This window comes from Herbaspirillum aquaticum (genome assembly GCF_002213425.1).
GTDB classification, from domain to species: Bacteria; Pseudomonadota; Gammaproteobacteria; order Burkholderiales; family Burkholderiaceae_D; genus Herbaspirillum; species Herbaspirillum aquaticum.
Genome location: NZ_NJGV01000001.1, coordinates 386,938 through 402,564, shown reverse-complemented (window position 1 = coordinate 402,564; position 15,627 = coordinate 386,938). Strand labels below are relative to the sequence as shown.

General features: G+C 64.2%; 13 protein-coding genes. 5 read left to right on the top strand and 8 right to left on the bottom strand.

The window, feature by feature from the left end; all coding sequences use genetic code 11:
• Positions 1 to 71: 71 nt before the first annotated feature.
• The 5 genes from CEJ45_RS01765 to CEJ45_RS01745 form a co-directional block, all read right to left on the bottom strand.
• On the bottom strand, positions 72 to 518 hold the full coding sequence (locus tag CEJ45_RS01765) for a group I truncated hemoglobin (protein ID WP_088753521.1): 447 nt from the start codon (positions 516 to 518) through the stop codon (positions 72 to 74).
• 16 nt (positions 519 to 534) lie between these two features.
• On the bottom strand, positions 535 to 1,545 hold the full coding sequence (locus CEJ45_RS01760; RefSeq protein ID WP_088753520.1) for a DUF3034 family protein: 1,011 nt from the start codon (positions 1,543 to 1,545) through the stop codon (positions 535 to 537).
• A 58-nt stretch (positions 1,546 to 1,603) separates the two neighbouring features.
• The gene (locus CEJ45_RS01755; protein WP_088753519.1) at positions 1,604 to 3,994 is read right to left on the bottom strand and encodes a putative bifunctional diguanylate cyclase/phosphodiesterase; all 2,391 of its coding nucleotides are present in this window, start codon (positions 3,992 to 3,994) and stop codon (positions 1,604 to 1,606) included.
• A 52-nt stretch (positions 3,995 to 4,046) separates the two neighbouring features.
• A complete protein-coding gene (locus CEJ45_RS01750; protein ID WP_088753518.1) occupies positions 4,047 to 4,673 on the bottom strand; it encodes a methylamine utilization protein in 627 nt (208 codons plus the stop codon).
• Between the two features lie 264 nt (positions 4,674 to 4,937).
• Positions 4,938 to 5,576 (bottom strand): TetR/AcrR family transcriptional regulator, encoded by a 639-nt coding sequence (locus tag CEJ45_RS01745; RefSeq protein ID WP_088753517.1) that lies wholly within the window; start codon positions 5,574 to 5,576, stop codon positions 4,938 to 4,940.
• Between the two features lie 263 nt (positions 5,577 to 5,839).
• Here CEJ45_RS01745 and CEJ45_RS01740 point away from each other — a divergent pair, with 263 nt between their 5' ends.
• The 3 genes from CEJ45_RS01740 to CEJ45_RS01730 all read left to right on the top strand — a co-directional run bounded on the left by CEJ45_RS01740 (position 5,840) and on the right by CEJ45_RS01730 (position 10,342).
• Complete coding sequence (locus CEJ45_RS01740; RefSeq protein WP_088753516.1) at positions 5,840 to 7,342, top strand: efflux transporter outer membrane subunit; 1,503 nt, start codon at positions 5,840 to 5,842, stop codon at positions 7,340 to 7,342.
• Positions 7,343 to 7,484: 142 nt separating this feature from the next.
• Complete coding sequence (locus CEJ45_RS01735; protein ID WP_088753515.1) at positions 7,485 to 8,723, top strand: HlyD/EmrA/EmrK family protein; 1,239 nt, start codon at positions 7,485 to 7,487, stop codon at positions 8,721 to 8,723.
• Between the two features lie 50 nt (positions 8,724 to 8,773).
• Positions 8,774 to 10,342: a DHA2 family efflux MFS transporter permease subunit gene (locus tag CEJ45_RS01730; RefSeq protein WP_088753514.1), complete on the top strand. Its 1,569-nt coding sequence runs from the start codon at positions 8,774 to 8,776 to the stop codon at positions 10,340 to 10,342.
• Between the two features lie 17 nt (positions 10,343 to 10,359).
• Here CEJ45_RS01730 and CEJ45_RS01725 read toward each other — a convergent pair whose 3' ends face one another.
• Positions 10,360 to 11,277 carry a LysR family transcriptional regulator gene (locus CEJ45_RS01725; protein WP_088753513.1) on the bottom strand — a complete coding sequence of 306 codons (918 nt, stop codon included), beginning with the start codon at positions 11,275 to 11,277 and terminating at the stop codon, positions 10,360 to 10,362.
• Between the two features lie 111 nt (positions 11,278 to 11,388).
• On the opposite strand from CEJ45_RS01725, the gene CEJ45_RS01720 reads away from it, so the two are divergent.
• Positions 11,389 to 12,378 carry an aldo/keto reductase gene (locus CEJ45_RS01720; protein ID WP_088753512.1) on the top strand — a complete coding sequence of 330 codons (990 nt, stop codon included), beginning with the start codon at positions 11,389 to 11,391 and terminating at the stop codon, positions 12,376 to 12,378.
• Positions 12,379 to 12,424: 46 nt separating this feature from the next.
• Entirely contained in the window at positions 12,425 to 13,348 is a 924-nt protein-coding gene (locus tag CEJ45_RS01715) for a Gfo/Idh/MocA family protein (RefSeq protein ID WP_088753511.1), read from the top strand.
• Between the two features lie 75 nt (positions 13,349 to 13,423).
• Here the strand turns inward: CEJ45_RS01715 and fghA are convergent, their stop codons facing one another.
• Positions 13,424 to 14,275, bottom strand: coding sequence for an S-formylglutathione hydrolase (gene fghA / locus CEJ45_RS01710; RefSeq protein WP_088753510.1), 852 nt, complete (start codon positions 14,273 to 14,275; stop codon positions 13,424 to 13,426).
• Between the two features lie 10 nt (positions 14,276 to 14,285).
• Positions 14,286 to 15,392 (bottom strand): S-(hydroxymethyl)glutathione dehydrogenase/class III alcohol dehydrogenase, encoded by a 1,107-nt coding sequence (locus tag CEJ45_RS01705; RefSeq protein ID WP_013234687.1) that lies wholly within the window; start codon positions 15,390 to 15,392, stop codon positions 14,286 to 14,288.
• Between the last annotated feature and the right edge of the window lie 235 nt (positions 15,393 to 15,627).

The following is a 15,627-nucleotide window of genomic DNA, read 5'->3' as shown; positions in this document are numbered from 1 at the left end:
GGGATGCCAACCCATGCCGACGTATACGGAAAGCGGCCCTGCTTTATTCCCGCCTCCGGAAAATATTTTTGCTAGCGGCTCACCGTCTCGCGCTGCATCGGGGCCAGCAAGGCCAGCAGACGGTTCTGCGTCCGCGAGGGGATGCCGTTCTTGTCCATGGCCAGCTGCAGGTCCTCGACCAGGGCATTGAAGTCGGCATTGCTCAGCTTGAGGCCCTGGTGCACTTCACGCATGGGATCGCCCGTGTAGACACAGCCGCCACCGCTCAACTGGCAGAACTGCTCCACCAGCTTGTCCTTGACGCGCTTGATGTTGGAATCCTTGAAGGTGTGGCGGATGCGCGTATCGTCCAGCATGTTGCGCATGAAATCGTCGACGACCTGCTGGATCACGGGCAGGCCGCCCAAGTCGCGAAACAGGCTCCCGTCGGGTGCCGCAGGCGACTGCGCATGGGCAGCACCGAGCACACAGGCCAAGGCCAGGGCGGTGGCGGCTTGTTTCATCCTGAAATTGATCATCGCTGCTCCTGCTCGCTCAGAAACCAGCCTGCAGCGACAGGTAGACGCCGCGCTGCCGCTTGGGGTTGTAGACGGTGATGTCGCCCAGCGCCACGTAGGCCAGGGTCATGGACAGGTTCTTGCTGGGGAACCACGCCAGGAAGGCATCGTAATAATCCTTCTCGTGGTCGGCGGCCAGGTTGCGCGGCTTCATGCGGTATTCAACGCCCAGCGCCAGCTTGCGGTTGATCATGTAGGCCGCGGAGAACTCGCCCATGGCCTGGTAGCGGTCGTTGAGGTCGCCACCGAAACCGAGCAGCCCCATCTGGTTGGCCTTGGTCAGCCGCAGCGTGCCGTTGAGCAGCAGGCTCTGCGCCAGCAGCAGCTTGGTGGCCGACAGGTAATAGTCGATGCCGGCATTGCTGGCCGCACCGAGCTGTTTGACGCTGGTCACCCTGCCCAGTCCGCCGATGCCGTTGTTGTGCTTGAACATGGCGCCCACGGCAAGCTGCGGCAGCCAGCGATCCTGGTCGTAGACGGCATCACCCGCCAGCTTGACCTTGATGCCGACGATGTCCTGGGTGATCTTGAGATCGGCCAGCGGAGCCAGGCTGCCATAGAACTCCTGCTTGGCCAGCGACAGCTCCACGCGGTCCATCAGGCCCACGGCCACGCCATAGGACTTGAGCGTGTAATCCTGCGTGGACAGATAGGTGTAATGGGCGTTGGCGCCATAGCTGTCGCGGGTGCCGTAGCCGGTGATGAGGGCCCAGGGGGTGAGGCCGCCGCCGCCGGCGCCCTCGACCTGGATCACGCCGCCGGTGGCGGTGAGCTTGCCCAGGTCGGGCATCCAGGCTGACTTGTCCTGCTCGATGGCAGGCGCCGGCGTCACTGCGGCGCTCCCGGCAGAAGCGCGCATGGCCTGGGCAGCCTTGCGTTGCTGGGCTTGTATCCAGGCCTCCTGCCCGGCCTCGCTGGTCTGCGCCATGGCCGGCGCGGCCAGCGTGGCCAGCAGCGCCAGCGCGCTGCTTCTGGTCAAATTCTTCATGCAGTCCCCCTGCCCCTTCTTGTTGGTTCCCTGCCGGCGCGGCCTCCCGCGCCGATGTTCATATCGCCATGTTTTCCGACTGATCCAGCATCTCCGGTGCCCGCCACTGCTGCAGCCATTCCAGGAAGCGCTCCACCGGCATCGGCTTGCCCATGAAATAGCCCTGCCCCTGGTCACAGCCCATCTGCCGCAACAGGAACCAGACTTCCTCGCTTTCCACGCCTTCGGCGACCACCCGCAGGCCCAGGTTGTGGCCCAGGTCCACGGTGGAGCGCACGATCTTGGCATCATCCTGGTCCTGCGCCATCTTCATGACGAAGGATTTGTCGATCTTCAGTTCATCCACCGGCAGCCGCTTCAGGTAGGCCAGCGACGAGTAGCCGGTCCCGAAATCATCGATGCTGAGGGCAAAGCCCATGGCGGCCAGCCGGTCCAGGGTAGCCTGGGCGCGTGCCGGGTCGTCCATGATGGCGCTCTCGGTGATCTCCAGGCAAAGCGCCGCCGGGGTCAGGCGATGGCGCTCCAGGATGGCGCCAAAGGCGGCAGGCAACTCCTGGTCCAGCAGGTCGCGGGTGGAGAGATTGACGGAAAACTTCAGCTGCAGCCCCTGCGCCTGCAACTGGGCCGAGAGGCGTGCCACCTTTTCCATCATCCAGGTGGTCAGCATGCGGATGAAACCGGTGGTCTCGGCAAAGGGAATGAAATTGTCCGGCCCGATGAAGCCCTTCTCCGGATGTACCCAGCGCACCAGCGCCTCGCCGCCGACCACTGCGCCGGTGGCCAGGTCCAGCTTGGGTTGCAGGTAGAGCATGAATTCGTCGCGCTCCAGCGCGCGGCGCAGTTCGGACAGCAGCGACAGGCTTTCCTGGCTGCTCTGGTCGATGGCCGGGTCATAGATCACCACGCCGCTGCCCTTGCGCTTGGCGGTATACATGGCCACCTCGACATGGCTGAGCAGCACCTCGCTGCTCTCGCCATGGGCCGGATAGCCGGCCACGCCGATGCCGGCACCCAGGTCCACGGTCTGCTCCTGCAGCGACAGCGGCTGCTCCAGCGAACGCAGGATGTGCGCCGCCTGGTCCAGCGCGCCGTCGAGACCGACACCCGGCAGCAGGATGGCAAATTCGTCGCCGCCCAGGCGCGCCACCTTGGCGCCCGGATACAGCAGCTGCCCCGCCAGGCGCACCGCCACCTGGCGCAGCAGGTCGTCGCCGAAGCTGTGGCCGAGCACGTCATTGACTTGCTGGAAGCGGTCCAGGTCCATCATGAGGATGTGGCAGCTGCTCCCGGGCTGGGCCTGGGCCTGGCCGATCGCTTCGCGCAGCAGGTCGGTGAACTGCACCCGGTTGGGCAACCCGGTCAACTGGTCCTGATAAGCCAGGCGGCTGATCTTGAGTTCGCGGCTGGCGATTTCGGAGCGCATGGTCTCAAAGGCGGCACCGAGGCGCCCGATTTCATCCTGGCGGCGGATGTAGAGGCCTTCGCTGTAATCGCCCTCCCCCAAGCGCTTGGCGACCGAGGCCAGGTCACGCAAGGGACTGGTGATGCGGCGCGCCATGACGGCGCTGGCCACGGCCGCACCCAGCACGCCCAGCACCGTGATGCTGAGCAGGATCAATTGCAGCCGTTGGTAAGGCGCCACCGCCTCGCTGACCGAACGCTGCAACACGGCCACCGCTTCCTGGCCATTGCTGGCGCGCGCCAGGGGCAGCACGCGGGCACGGTACTGGTTGCCGTCAATCTGCAGGTCGGTGGCACCGGCCTGGCCCATCTGCGGACTGCTGGCCTCCTTGGCCATCATCTGCGCTTGCGGCTTGGGCAGGGTCGATACATCGGCCGACCAGGCCGCACTGCCGCGCTGGCGCACCAGGATGGAGACCTGCAGTTGCGACAGGGCCCGCATGTCGTTGACCAGTTCGCGGTCCACCGGGAAGCCCATGACCACCCAGGCGATGGTCACCGGCGCCTTGATCGGCACGGCCACGATCTGGAACAGGTTGTCGCCGACCACGGCGCTCTCGGCGGCACCATTGCCATTGCCGGCGCGGCGCACCAGTTCCAGGCTGCTGCGCTGCAGGTCGGTATCGGGATATTCCAGCGTGGAGGCATGGATGTTGCCATCGGTCCCGACCAGCATGCCCATCGAAGCGCCGATACGGGCCCCGTGGTTGGCTAGCACCGAGGCGATGGTGTCGCGGTCATCGGTGCCGATGGCCTGGCGGAAGCCGAAGTCCGACGCCAGCAGGCGTGCACCCTGGGTCAGCTTCTGGGCGTTCTGGTCCAACAGGCGCGTGAAGACGCGCTCGCCAATGACCAGCTCCTCGCTGATGGCGCTGCGGGCATTGCGATCGATGGCGGTTCGGATCGCCACGAAACCGGCCAGTTGCACCACCACGATGAGGGTGATGAACAGCGCGACGATCTTGCTTTCCAGACGGTAAAGACGCACCCCTGCCCCGTTTTCTCTAGTGATGTTATCGGTATGTTGCGCTCACGGCGCCCTACAGCGGCACGGCCTTGACATTGAGCTTGATGCTGGCCCGGCCCTCGCCCTGCACTTCCAGCGGCTGCTCCACGGCGGCCTGGTTCGGCCCCATGGTGAAATACCAGGCCTTGAGCGCGTAGCGGCCGTTGGCGATGCCCTCCAGCCGCACTACCCCGCGGGCGTCGCTCACGCCGAAATGGGGCGTATTGACCACTTGTACATACGCCACCATTTCGTCATGAATATTACAGCCCAGCACCACGGTGCCGGCCTTGTCGAAGAGTACCGGGCTACCCGGTACGCCTGAATAAAGCTTCAGCTCGAAAGTCTTGGCCGGCGAAAACGAATAGACGTGATGCCGCACATTGTCGTGATTGGGGAAGATGATCGGCGTCCCGGTCTGGACCACGGTGACCAAGGGGATGAAGGTCTTGTTCTTCTGCTCGATCTCGACCTGCTTGGCTGCCTTGGCGGCCGATCCCCCGCCCGCCGGTTCGGCATACACCACGGCATTGGGTACGGGCTGGCCGGCGCTGTCGAGCACCTGCACCGACACGGCGGCCTGGGCAGTCCAGGCCCAACTCCCTGCCCACAACAGGAAGGGCAGCCAGAGGGGGGCATGGCGAATATTCTTTTTCTGCATATCGCTGTCACTGAAAAATAAAGGAAGGGAGAGCAACGGCGGCGGCCGTGGCGACCGCGCACGCAGCCGCATCCCTTTACCCCGCACTATACGGAAGCCTGGCGCCCTGCCTATCGGGGAGTTTCTGATTTGCCGAAAGGCAACATACCCGAGTCCGGCAGCGGTCCCTTCCGCGATCACCCGTCGCGGCAGCCGCCAGAAACTTCAGTTTGGCAATTATGCCCGTGAATTCGAACGGTGGATGCCCCCCCGCCGCCCATCTCATCAGACGGGCCTTGCCTGCTCTTCTTCTCCGCGCTCTGCGGTGAGGTAGCCGACCACGGCCGGCAGGATCTCGGTGCGTACGCTGGCCGGCGATACGCCGCCATAACCGGTCAGCACGACGGCCTTGATGAGTGCCTTCATCATGCGCTGCACCACGAAGGTGGCAACATCCAGGTCAGGCGGCGTGATGCTGGCGCGGTGCTTTTCCAGCACGCGGCGGATGGAATCGAAGAAGCCCTGGCGGATCTCCTGGGAGATCGGCAGGTTGTAGGCGGGGAACTCCTCTTCCAGGATGCGGTTCAGTTCCGGTTCCAGCAGGTGCGCCGCCACCAGCGCGTTGATGAGTTTCTCGAAGTCGCCAGCCAGGGTGCCGGAGGCATCGATATGCGCCACCACGTCTTCGAAAAGCGTGAGCATGCGCGTGCTGTGGCGCTCGCGCAGCGCAAAGATCAGGGCATCCTTATTGGGGAAATACTGGTACAGCGAACCGACGCTGATGCCGGCCGACTCGGCCACGAGATTGGTATTGGTCTTGGCATAGCCACGCTCGACGAGCACGCGCGACATGGCATCAAGGATGGTATCGACCATCGCCCGCGAGCGCGCTTGGCGAGGTTCTTTTCTGGGTTGCAGTTTCATTGGCAGCTTTGGTGAGGAATTCGCCCGCCCCCGACGCGAATTCACAACGTGAGTGATTGTTCGTATATCGAAGTATAATACGAAAAATGAGTTTTTACTCGCCCGACCTCCGGATGGTACTCGTAAATCAAGACAAGTGCTTGCCACCCCCTCCGGCCGGTCCCGCGAGTGTTCGCGGCTCAAGGCTGGAACATCGGTCCGGCGCACATCGCAAAACTCGAAAAAGAACTCGTATCGCCAAAAACCTCTTCGTGGAGAATTCTATGAAATGCATCAACTCGCCCGCCGCCCGGCCGCGGGCGAAGGCGGCCAACGCCGTGCTGGCGGCGCTGATCGCGGCCATCGGCCTGGCCGGCTGTGCCAGCTTCGAGGGCATCGGCACCGACAAGCAACCAGCCCAGGCAGGCGACTTCACCACCGCGCGCAGCCTGTCAGATCCCAATCCGGGTGCCCCCAACGGGCAATGGCCGGGCAGTGACTGGGTACGCCAGTTTGGTGACGCCCAGCTGACGGCCCTGATCGAGGAGGCCCTGGCCGCCAACCCGACCTTGCAACAGGCGCGCGCCCGCATCGGTGCGGCCGCCGCACTGGCCGAGTCGCGTGGCGCCCCGCTGCTGCCGACCGTGAATGCGGAAGCCTCGGTGATCCGCAACCAGTTTTCCAGTACCTCGATCTACCCGCCGCCTTACGGGGGCAACTGGTACAACGAGAAGAAAGCCGGCCTGAACGTCGGTTACGAGCTCGACCTCTGGAACAAGAACCAGGCCGCCCTGGAGCAAGCCATCTCCAGCCAGAAAGCCGCCCAGGCCAGCGAACAGGAAGCGCGCCTGGCGCTGACGGCGTCCATCGTCTCGGTCTACAGCCAGCTGGCCGCGCAATATGCGGTGCAGGACATCCTGCAGCGCACCGTTGAGCAGCGCAGCAGCCTGGAAACCATCACCGCCGACCGTGTCAGGACCGGCCTGGACAGCCAGATCGAACGCAACCAGTCGCGCACCAGCAGTGCTGACGCCCGCGCCCAGCTGGAACAAAGCGCCGGCCAGATCGTGCTGCTGCGCCAGCAGCTCGGTGCCTTGAGCGGCAAGGGGCCGGACCGCGGCCTGCAACTGGCCCCGCCTTCCATGCAGAACCTGGCCACGCCGGGCTTGCCAGCGGACCTGCCGCTGAACCTGCTGGGCCGCCGTCCTGACATCGTGGCCGCGCGCTGGCAGGTGGAAGCCGCCAGCCGTGGCATCGATGTGGCCAAGGCGCGTTTCTATCCGGACATCAACCTGAGCGCCATGATCGGCTTCGACAGCCTGGTCGATGCCAACCCCTTCACGGCCGCCAGCAAGAGCATCGCCTTCGGTCCGGCGATCACGCTGCCGATCTTCGAAGGCGGCGCCCTGCGGGCCGGGCTCAAGGGCGAAGTGGCCAGCTACGAGCTGGCCGTGGCCACTTACAACAAGACCTTGAACGATGCCTACGCCGACGTGGCGCGCCAGATCGCGGCGATCCACTCCCTCGAGCGCCAGTTGCCGATCCGCCGTGAAGCCCTGCAAGCGGCCGAGCGCGCCTACGACCTGGCGCGCGAGCGCTATCGCCTGGGCCTGGTATCGCAACTGACGCTGCTCTCGTCGGAAACCGCCGTACTGGCACAGCGCCAGTCGCTGGTGGCGCTGCAAGCCCAGCGCCGTGACCAGCAGGTCGCGCTCTACAAGGCCCTGGGCGGCGGTTTCGACGCCCAGCAGGCAGGCCTGGCGCAGGCCCCGGCGCCGTCGCGTTGAAGCACCTGCCTGAAGGCGGCATGAACATTTGAATTGAACCCGCCCGCCACCGGCTTCTCCACCCTGCGCCGGTGAGCGGGACGGCCCTGCCTTCACGGCAGGGCTGATCGACCGACTACAAAAAGATAGAACGGAGTCCTCCATGAGTGACAGCACCACCCCACAAAACCCGCCAGCCAACACCAACAGCAACGGAAACGGAAATGGCAACGGCAAGCGCAAGCGCCAGCTGATCCTGCTCACGCTGGTCCTGCTGGTGATCGGCATCGCCTGTTTCCTGTACTGGTTCCTGCACGCCCGCTTCTTTGAAGAAACCGATGACGCCTACGTCGGCGGCAACGTGGTCCAGATCTCCGCCCAGGTCGGCGGCACGGTCGTGGCCGTCAAGGCCGACGACACGCAAGTGGTCAAGGCCGGCCAGCCCCTGGTGGCCCTGGATGCGGCCGACACCAAGCTGGCGCTGGAGCAGGCCCAGGCCGCACTGGCGCAGGCCGTGCGCCAGACGCGCCAGCTGTTCCTGAACAACGACACGCTGGCCGCCAATGTGGCCGCCGCCGACAGCAACCTGGCCCGGGCCAGGGAAGACCTGCAGCGCCGCCAGGCCGGCCTGTCTTCCGGTGCGGTCTCGCAGGAAGATGTCTCGCACGCACGTGATGCGGTCAAGAGTGCTGTCGCTGCTCTCGACCAGGCCCGCGCCGCTGCTGCTGCCAACCGCGCCCTGACCGACCACACCAGCGTGACCGAGCACCCCAACGTGCTGCAGGCGGCCACCGCCGTGCGCAACGCCTACCTGAACTACGCTCGCGTGAACATCGTGGCACCGGTCGCAGGTTTCGTCTCCAAGCGTTCGGTGCAGGTCGGCCAGCGCATCGCCGCCGGCAGTCCGCTCATGGCCATCGTGCCGCTGGAACAGATCTGGATCGACGCCAACTTCAAGGAAAGCCAGTTGCAGCACATCCGTCTCGGCCAGCCGGTGGAAGTGATCGCTGACGTCTATGGTTCCAGCGTGAAGTACAAGGGCACCGTGATCGGCTTCTCGGCCGGGACCGGTGGTGCCTTCTCGCTGCTGCCGGCGCAGAATGCCACCGGCAACTGGATCAAGGTGGTGCAGCGCGTACCGGTGCGCATTGCGCTCGATCCGGAACAGGTGCGCGCGCATCCGCTGCGCATCGGCCTGTCCACCACGGCCACCGTGGACATCCATGGCGATGGCCGTGCGCTGGAAGCAGTGCCGACCAATTACCAGACCAATGTCTATGACGACCTCGGCAAGCAGGCCGATGCCATCGTCGAGCGCATCATCAGCGACAACGCCAGCGGCCTGCCGCAAGCGCGCAAGAGCAAGGCGGCCGCCGCACCGGTGGCGGTGCCGCACACCTGATGGAGTGCGGCTGTCCTTACCCGACATTGAATGGACTTTGATCAAGCCTTATGGCCACTACTCCCCCCAAACCCTACACGCCGCCACCGCCGCTGACGGGTGCCAACCTGGTGCTGGGCACCTTGTCGGTGTCGCTGGCGGTGTTCATGAACGTGCTGGATTCGTCCATCGCCAACGTCGCCATTCCGACCATCTCGGGCAACCTCGGTGTGTCGGTCGATGAAGGCACCTGGGTCATCACCTCCTTTGCTGCTGCCAACGCCATCTCGATCCCGCTGACCGGATGGCTGACGCAGCGCCTGGGCGCGGTGCGCCTGTTCGTGACCTCGGTGCTGCTGTTCGTGCTGGCCTCCTGGCTGTGCGGCCTGGCGCCCACGCTGCCCATCCTGCTGGCCGCGCGCGTGCTGCAAGGCCTGGTGGCCGGCCCCATGGTGCCGCTGTCGCAATCACTGCTGCTGGGGGCCTACCCCAAATCGAAATCCTCCTTCGCCCTGGCGCTATGGGGCATGACGGCGGTGGTGGCCCCCGTGGCCGGCCCCGCGCTGGGCGGGTGGATCACCGACAGCTACACCTGGCCCTGGATCTTCTACATCAACATCCCCGTGGGCCTGATTGCGGCCGGGATCACCCTGGCCATCTACCGCTCGCGCGAGACGCCCACCCACAAGCTGCCCATCGACAAGATCGGCCTGGCGCTGCTGGTGACCTGGGTAGCGGCCTTCCAGATCATGCTCGACAAGGGCAAGGACCTGGACTGGTTCTCCTCTCCCACCATCGTCACGCTGGGCATCATCGCGTTGATCGCCTTCGCCTACTTCGTGGTGTGGGAGTTGAACAATGACCATCCGGTGGTGGACCTGCGCCTGTTCGGCCGGCGCAACTTCGCCGGTGGCACCATCGCCATTTCCATCGGCTACGGGGTGTTCTTCGGCAACCTGGTGATCCTGCCGCAATGGCTGCAGCAATACCTGGGCTACCGGTCGATCGACTCGGGCCTGTCCACGGCGCCCATCGGCATCTTCGCGGTGATCCTGATGCCGCTCATCGGCCGCTTCCTGCCGCTGGTGGATGCACGCAAGGTGGCCACGGCCTCCTTCATCGGCTTTGCCATCGTGTTCTGGCTGCGTTCGCGCTACAACCTGCAGGTGGACCAGATGACGGTGATCCTGCCCACGCTGCTGCAGGGCATTCCCACGGCCATGTTCTTCGTGCCGCTAACGGTGCTGCTGCTCTCGGGCCTGCCACCGGAACGCATCCCGGCGGCGGCCGGCCTGTCGTCCTTCGTGCGCGTGTTCTGCGGTGCGGTCGGCACTTCCATTTCGACCACGGCCTGGAACAACCGCAGCATCATGCACCACGCCCAGCTGACCGAACACGCAACGCCCTACAGCCCGTGGCTGCAGGAGACCGTCAACAACCTCAGCAGCACCCTCGGCCTGAACGCCGAGCAGACGGCAGGCATGCTGGAACGGACCATCACCTTCCAGGCGGCGATGCTGGGCATCAATGACATCTTCTATGTCTCGGCGGTGATCTTCATCGTCATCATCCCGCTGATCTGGATCATCAAGCCCTCCAAGGGTGGCGCGGGCGCGGCCGAAGCCTCGGCGGCACACTGACCAGCCAGTTGTCGCGGCTATCGCAGCCGCGACAGGCCGTGCTGCACGCGGATGATGTCGATGAGCTTGCGCAAGGCCGGATGCGCGTGGCGCCGGCTGCTGTAGTACATGTGGAAAGGCTCGCTGGGGGCCGCCCATTCTTCCAGGATGGCTTCCAGCGAGCCCTCGTCGATTTCCTTGCTGATCCTTCCCTCCAACAGATAGGCGATACCGACCCCGGCCTTGGCCGCCGCGATGGTGGCGGCGGTATTGTTGATCGTCACCAGGCCCGGCACGCGGATGCGCTGGCGGTGCTTGCCACGGCCGAATTCCCACTGGTAGCTGGAGTTGTCGCCCAGCAGCAATTGCAGGCAGGTGTGCTGCTGCAGGTCCTCCAGGGTGAGCGGCCGTCCGTGCCGGTCCAGGTACGCCGGCGAGGCCGCGGCCACCCAGCGATGCGCGCGCGTCAGCGGCGCGGTCACCATGCCCTCCGGCACGTAGTGGCCGTAACGGATGCCGGCGTCATAGCCTTCGCTGACGATGTCGATGGGCTTGTCATCGACCACGATGGTGAGCTTGACCTTGGGGCAGAGGCGCACGAATTCGGGGATGGCCGGTTCGATCAGCAGATGCGCGGCATCGGCGAAGACGTTGATGCGCAATTCGCCCAGGCTGCCTTCGGCCGAGCTTTCCAGCTGGCCCAGCGCCTGTGCGATCTGCTCGAACCCTTCCTCCAGCCTGGCCGCCAGTTCACTGCCCGCCGCCGTGGGCGAGATGGCGCGGCTGGAGCGGTACAGCAACTGGGTCGAGAGCCGCTCTTCCAGCCGCTTCATGGCATGGCTGGTGGCCGAGGGCGTCAGGCCGAGCTGGATCGCGGCGGCCTTGAAGCTGCCGGTGCGCAGGATGGTGACGAAGATCCGCAGTTCGGAAAATTCGATATGGTCGAGGAGGGACATGGATGAATTGAAATCACTTCAGCAATGAATCCAGCTCATCTTAAACCAGACATCCTCGCGCGTGGTGCGCGGTATAACTACGGCTTTTGGAATGCTCACAAGGAGTTCTGCATGAAATCAAGACGCTTTGGCCGCACGGGTGCGGAAGTCTCGGAAATCGGATTTGGCGCCTGGGCCATTGGCGGCTCGTGGGGTGACGTCTCTTCGCAGGATGCCAAGGCCGCCCTGCACGCTGCCCTGGATGCAGGCGTAAGCTTCATCGATACGGCTGATGTGTACGGCGATGGGCGCTCCGAGCAGCTGATTGCACAGGTGCTCAAGGAACGCGGCGGGGCACGTCCCTTCGTGGCCACCAAGGCCGGTCGCCGCCTCTCCCCGCATGTGGCCAGCGGCTACAACAACAAGGACAATCTCACCGCCTTCGTCGACCGTTCGCTCAAGAACCTGGAGGTGGATTGCCTGGACCTGGTGCAACTGCACTGCCCGCCCACCGAGGTGTATTACCAGCAGGAAGTGTTCGCCCATATGGATGCGCTGGTGGCGGCCGGCAAGATTGCCCATTACGGCGTCTCGGTGGAGAAGGTGGAAGAAGCCCTCAAGGCCATCGAATATCCGAACGTGAAATCGGTGCAGATCATCTTCAACATCTTCCGCCAGCGCCCCATCGGCGTGTTCCTGCAGGAAGCGCAGCGCCGCGATATCGCCGTGATCGCCCGGGTGCCGCTGGCCTCGGGCCTGCTGACCGGCAAGATGAATGCGCAGACCACCTTTGCTGCCGACGACCATCGGCAATTCAACCGTCACGGCGAAGCCTTCGATGTCGGCGAGACCTTCTCGGGCGTGCCGTATGAGGTCGCGCTGGCGGCCGTGGAGAAGATCCGCGCGTTGCTGCCGCCGGGTGTTCCCATGGCGCAATTCGCGCTGCGCTGGATCCTGATGGAAAGCGGCATCAGCACCGTCATCCCCGGGGCCCGCAACGTCGCGCAGGCGCAGTCCAACAGTGCTGCCAGCGAATTGCCGCCGATCACGGATGAGGTGATGCAGGCATTGCGCGAACTCTACCTGCACGACATTGCACCGTACGTGCATCAACGCTGGTAATCTGTGGCCCCTCCCTTTCATGTCACCAATAACAAGCAAGGACACCATGACACCCATCCAGCTCGCCATCGCCGGCGTCGGCAAGATCGTTTATGACCAGCATGCCCCGGCCATTGCCGGCAATGCCGATTTCAAGCTGGTCGCCACCGCCAGCCGCAACCACCGCATCGAGGGCGTGACCGCCTACAAGAGCATGACCGAGATGCTGGGCTCGGGCACGGCCATCGAGGCCATCTCCCTGTGCATGCCGCCGCAGTACCGCTATGAAGCCGCACGTGAAGCGCTGGAGGCAGGCAAGCACGTCTTCCTGGAAAAACCGCCTGGCGCCACGCTTTCCGAAGTCGAGTCGCTGAAGCAGCTGGCGGCGAAAAAAGGCGTGACCCTGTTCGCCAGCTGGCACTCGCGCCATGCGCCGGCGGTGCAGGTGGTCAAGCGCCATCTGCAGGAACATGCGCCGCGCCAGGTCAAGGTGATCTGGCGTGAAGACGTGCGCCACTGGCATCCGGACCAGGAATGGATCTGGCAGCCGGGTGGCCTGGGCGTGTTCGATCCGGGCATCAATGCCTTGTCGATCGTCACCGAGATCCTGCCGCAGGCGATGTTCCTGAAGCAGGCCACGCTGGAAGTGCCATCCAACCGCCAGACCCCGATTGCCGCGCGCCTGGGCTTTACCGATGCGCTGGGCACGGATGTGCAAGCCGACTTCGACTGGCGCCAGACGGGCGAGCAGACCTGGGATATCGTCATCGAGACCGACAGTACCCGGGTCCACCTGAAAAAGGGCGGACATGAACTTTGGATCAACGATGCGCCGTGCGAGCTGCCGGTGGAGGGGGAGTATCCCTCGCTGTATGCACATTTCTGCAAACTGGTCCGCAGTGGATCGTCCGATGTGGATGTGGCGCCGCTGCGGCATGTGGCCGATGCGTTCATGCTGGGGGAGCATGTGGTCACTGACGCTTTTGTATAAAAAAAGACCACTACCGGGCAAGCACGGCTTGCAAGGTAGAGGTCTTTCAGAACGGGAGAACGGGAGAACGGGAGTTCAGTCCGACAGGTTGGCATGATGGAAGCGCAAATGATCTTCCATAAAACTCTCGATGAAGTAATACCCGTGGTCATACCCCGCATGCCGGCGCAAGGTCAGCGGCTGTGAGGCTTCCTTGCAGGCCGCTTCGAAACGTTCCGGCTGCAGCTGCTCGGTCAGGAATTTGTCGGCCAGCCCCTGGTCGATCAGGATGCCCTGCGGGAACGGCGCATAGAGCTTGCCCATCAGTTCGCTGGCGTCATGCGCCTGCCAGCTCTGCTGGTCATCACCCAGGTAGTGGCTGAACGCCTTTTGGCCCCACGGGCAATGCACCGGCGCAGCAATGGGTGCGAACGCCGATACCGAACGGTAGAGGTCACGATGGCGCAAGGCCAGCGTCAACGCCCCATGTCCGCCCATCGAATGCCCGAAGATCCCCATGCGCTGCGGGTCGGCCGGAAAACGGTCCAGCACGGCGCGGCGCAGGTCCTCCACCACGTAGCTTTCCATGCGGTAGTGCCGGCTCCAGGGCGCCTGCGTGGCATCCAAGTAAAAGCCGGCGCCGACGCCGAAGTCCCAGCTGTCGCTTTCACCAGCGATGCCCGCGCCGCGCGGACTGGTGTCGCAACTGACCAGGATCAGCCCCAGCTCGGCCGCGACCCGTTGCGCGCCGGCCTTGATCATGAAGGTTTCTTCGGTGCAGGTCAGCCCGGCCAGGTAAAACAGCACGGGCAGCTTGCTGCCGCCCTGCCCGGCCTGCGGCGGGACGAACACCGACAAACGCATGTCCAGCCCGATGGCGGGCGAGGCATGGCGATAAAAGCCCTGCACGCCGCCAAAACAGCCGTGCTCGGAGAGGGTCTCCAGCATCGCGCCCTCCTCAGAACTCGACCACGGAGCGGATCGACTCCCCGCTCTTCATCAGGTCGAAGCCCTCATTGATGCGCTCCAGCGGCAGCTTGTGCGTGATCAGGTCATCAATGTTGAGCTTGCCTTCCATGTACCAGTCGACGATCTTGGGCACATCGGTACGGCCCCGCGCGCCACCGAAGGCCGAGCCCTTCCAGACGCGGCCGGTCACCAGCTGGAACGGACGCGTCGATATCTCCTGGCCGGCTGCGGCCACGCCGATGATGATGGACTGGCCCCAGCCCTTGTGGCAGCACTCCAGCGACTGGCGCATGGTGGTGGTATTGCCGATGCACTCGAAACTGTAATCGGCGCCGCCATCGGTCATGCCGATGATGGCATCGACCACGTTGGGCACGTCCTTGGGATTGATGAAGTCGGTCATGCCGAACTTGCGCGCCATGGCTTCACGCGCCGGGTTCAGGTCCACGCCGATGATCTTGTTGGCGCCCACCATCTTGGCCGCCTGGATGACGTTCAAGCCAATACCGCCCAACCCGAACACCACCACATTGGCGCCCGCTTCCACCTTGGCGGTAAACAGCACCGCGCCCACGCCGGTGGTCACGCCACAGCCGATGTAGCAGACCTTGTCGAAGGGTGCATCCGAACGGATCTTGGCCAGGGCAATCTCCGGAACCACGATGTAGTTGGAGAAGGTCGAGGTGCCCATGTAGTGGAACAGCGGCTTGCCGTCCAGCGAGAAGCGGCTGGTGGCATCCGGCATCAGGCCGCGACCCTGGGTGGCGCGGATGGCCTGGCACAGGTTGGTCTTCTGGGAAAGGCAGAACTTGCACTCGCGGCATTCCGGCGTGTACAGGGGGATGACGTGGTCATCCTTCTTGAGCGACTTCACGCCCGGGCCAACGTCGACCACCACGCCCGCACCTTCATGGCCGAGGATGGCCGGGAAGATGCCTTCCGGGTCGGCGCCCGAGAGCGTGTAATAGTCGGTGTGGCAGATGCCGGTGGCCTTGATCTCGACCAGGACTTCGCCGGCCTTGGGGCCGCCGAGTTCGACTTCCTCGATGGTCAAGGGCTTGCCTGCCTGCCATGCTACCGCTGCTCTTGTCTTCATAGGGATGGGTCCTTTGCGTGATGATTGAAGTAAAACCTCCCGACCCCTGCACGGAGAACCGGCGCGGTCAGGAAAATTCAGTGAAACGATGATGCAGATGAAACTGCTGGCTGGGCAGTATTATCGCATTGCAAACGAAAATGCATGCGCACCCTTTACACACCTTCATGTTGATAACGGAACAAGTGAAAATTTCCTTCCGACATGAAAATCACGTTGTTGCGTTGCAGCGACG

Coding starts and splice junctions, on each gene's coding strand:
- CEJ45_RS01765 (WP_088753521.1), bottom strand. CDS start 518: ATGATCAATTTCAGGATGAAACAAGCCGCCACCGCCCTGGCCTTGGCC.
- CEJ45_RS01760 (WP_088753520.1), bottom strand. CDS start 1,545: ATGAAGAATTTGACCAGAAGCAGCGCGCTGGCGCTGCTGGCCACGCTG.
- CEJ45_RS01750 (WP_088753518.1), bottom strand. CDS start 4,673: ATGCAGAAAAAGAATATTCGCCATGCCCCCCTCTGGCTGCCCTTCCTG.
- CEJ45_RS01745 (WP_088753517.1), bottom strand. CDS start 5,576: ATGAAACTGCAACCCAGAAAAGAACCTCGCCAAGCGCGCTCGCGGGCG.
- CEJ45_RS01740 (WP_088753516.1), top strand. CDS start 5,840: ATGAAATGCATCAACTCGCCCGCCGCCCGGCCGCGGGCGAAGGCGGCC.
- CEJ45_RS01735 (WP_088753515.1), top strand. CDS start 7,485: ATGAGTGACAGCACCACCCCACAAAACCCGCCAGCCAACACCAACAGC.
- CEJ45_RS01730 (WP_088753514.1), top strand. CDS start 8,774: ATGGCCACTACTCCCCCCAAACCCTACACGCCGCCACCGCCGCTGACG.
- CEJ45_RS01725 (WP_088753513.1), bottom strand. CDS start 11,277: ATGTCCCTCCTCGACCATATCGAATTTTCCGAACTGCGGATCTTCGTC.
- CEJ45_RS01720 (WP_088753512.1), top strand. CDS start 11,389: ATGAAATCAAGACGCTTTGGCCGCACGGGTGCGGAAGTCTCGGAAATC.
- CEJ45_RS01715 (WP_088753511.1), top strand. CDS start 12,425: ATGACACCCATCCAGCTCGCCATCGCCGGCGTCGGCAAGATCGTTTAT.
- fghA (WP_088753510.1), bottom strand. CDS start 14,275: ATGCTGGAGACCCTCTCCGAGCACGGCTGTTTTGGCGGCGTGCAGGGC.
- CEJ45_RS01705 (WP_013234687.1), bottom strand. CDS start 15,392: ATGAAGACAAGAGCAGCGGTAGCATGGCAGGCAGGCAAGCCCTTGACC.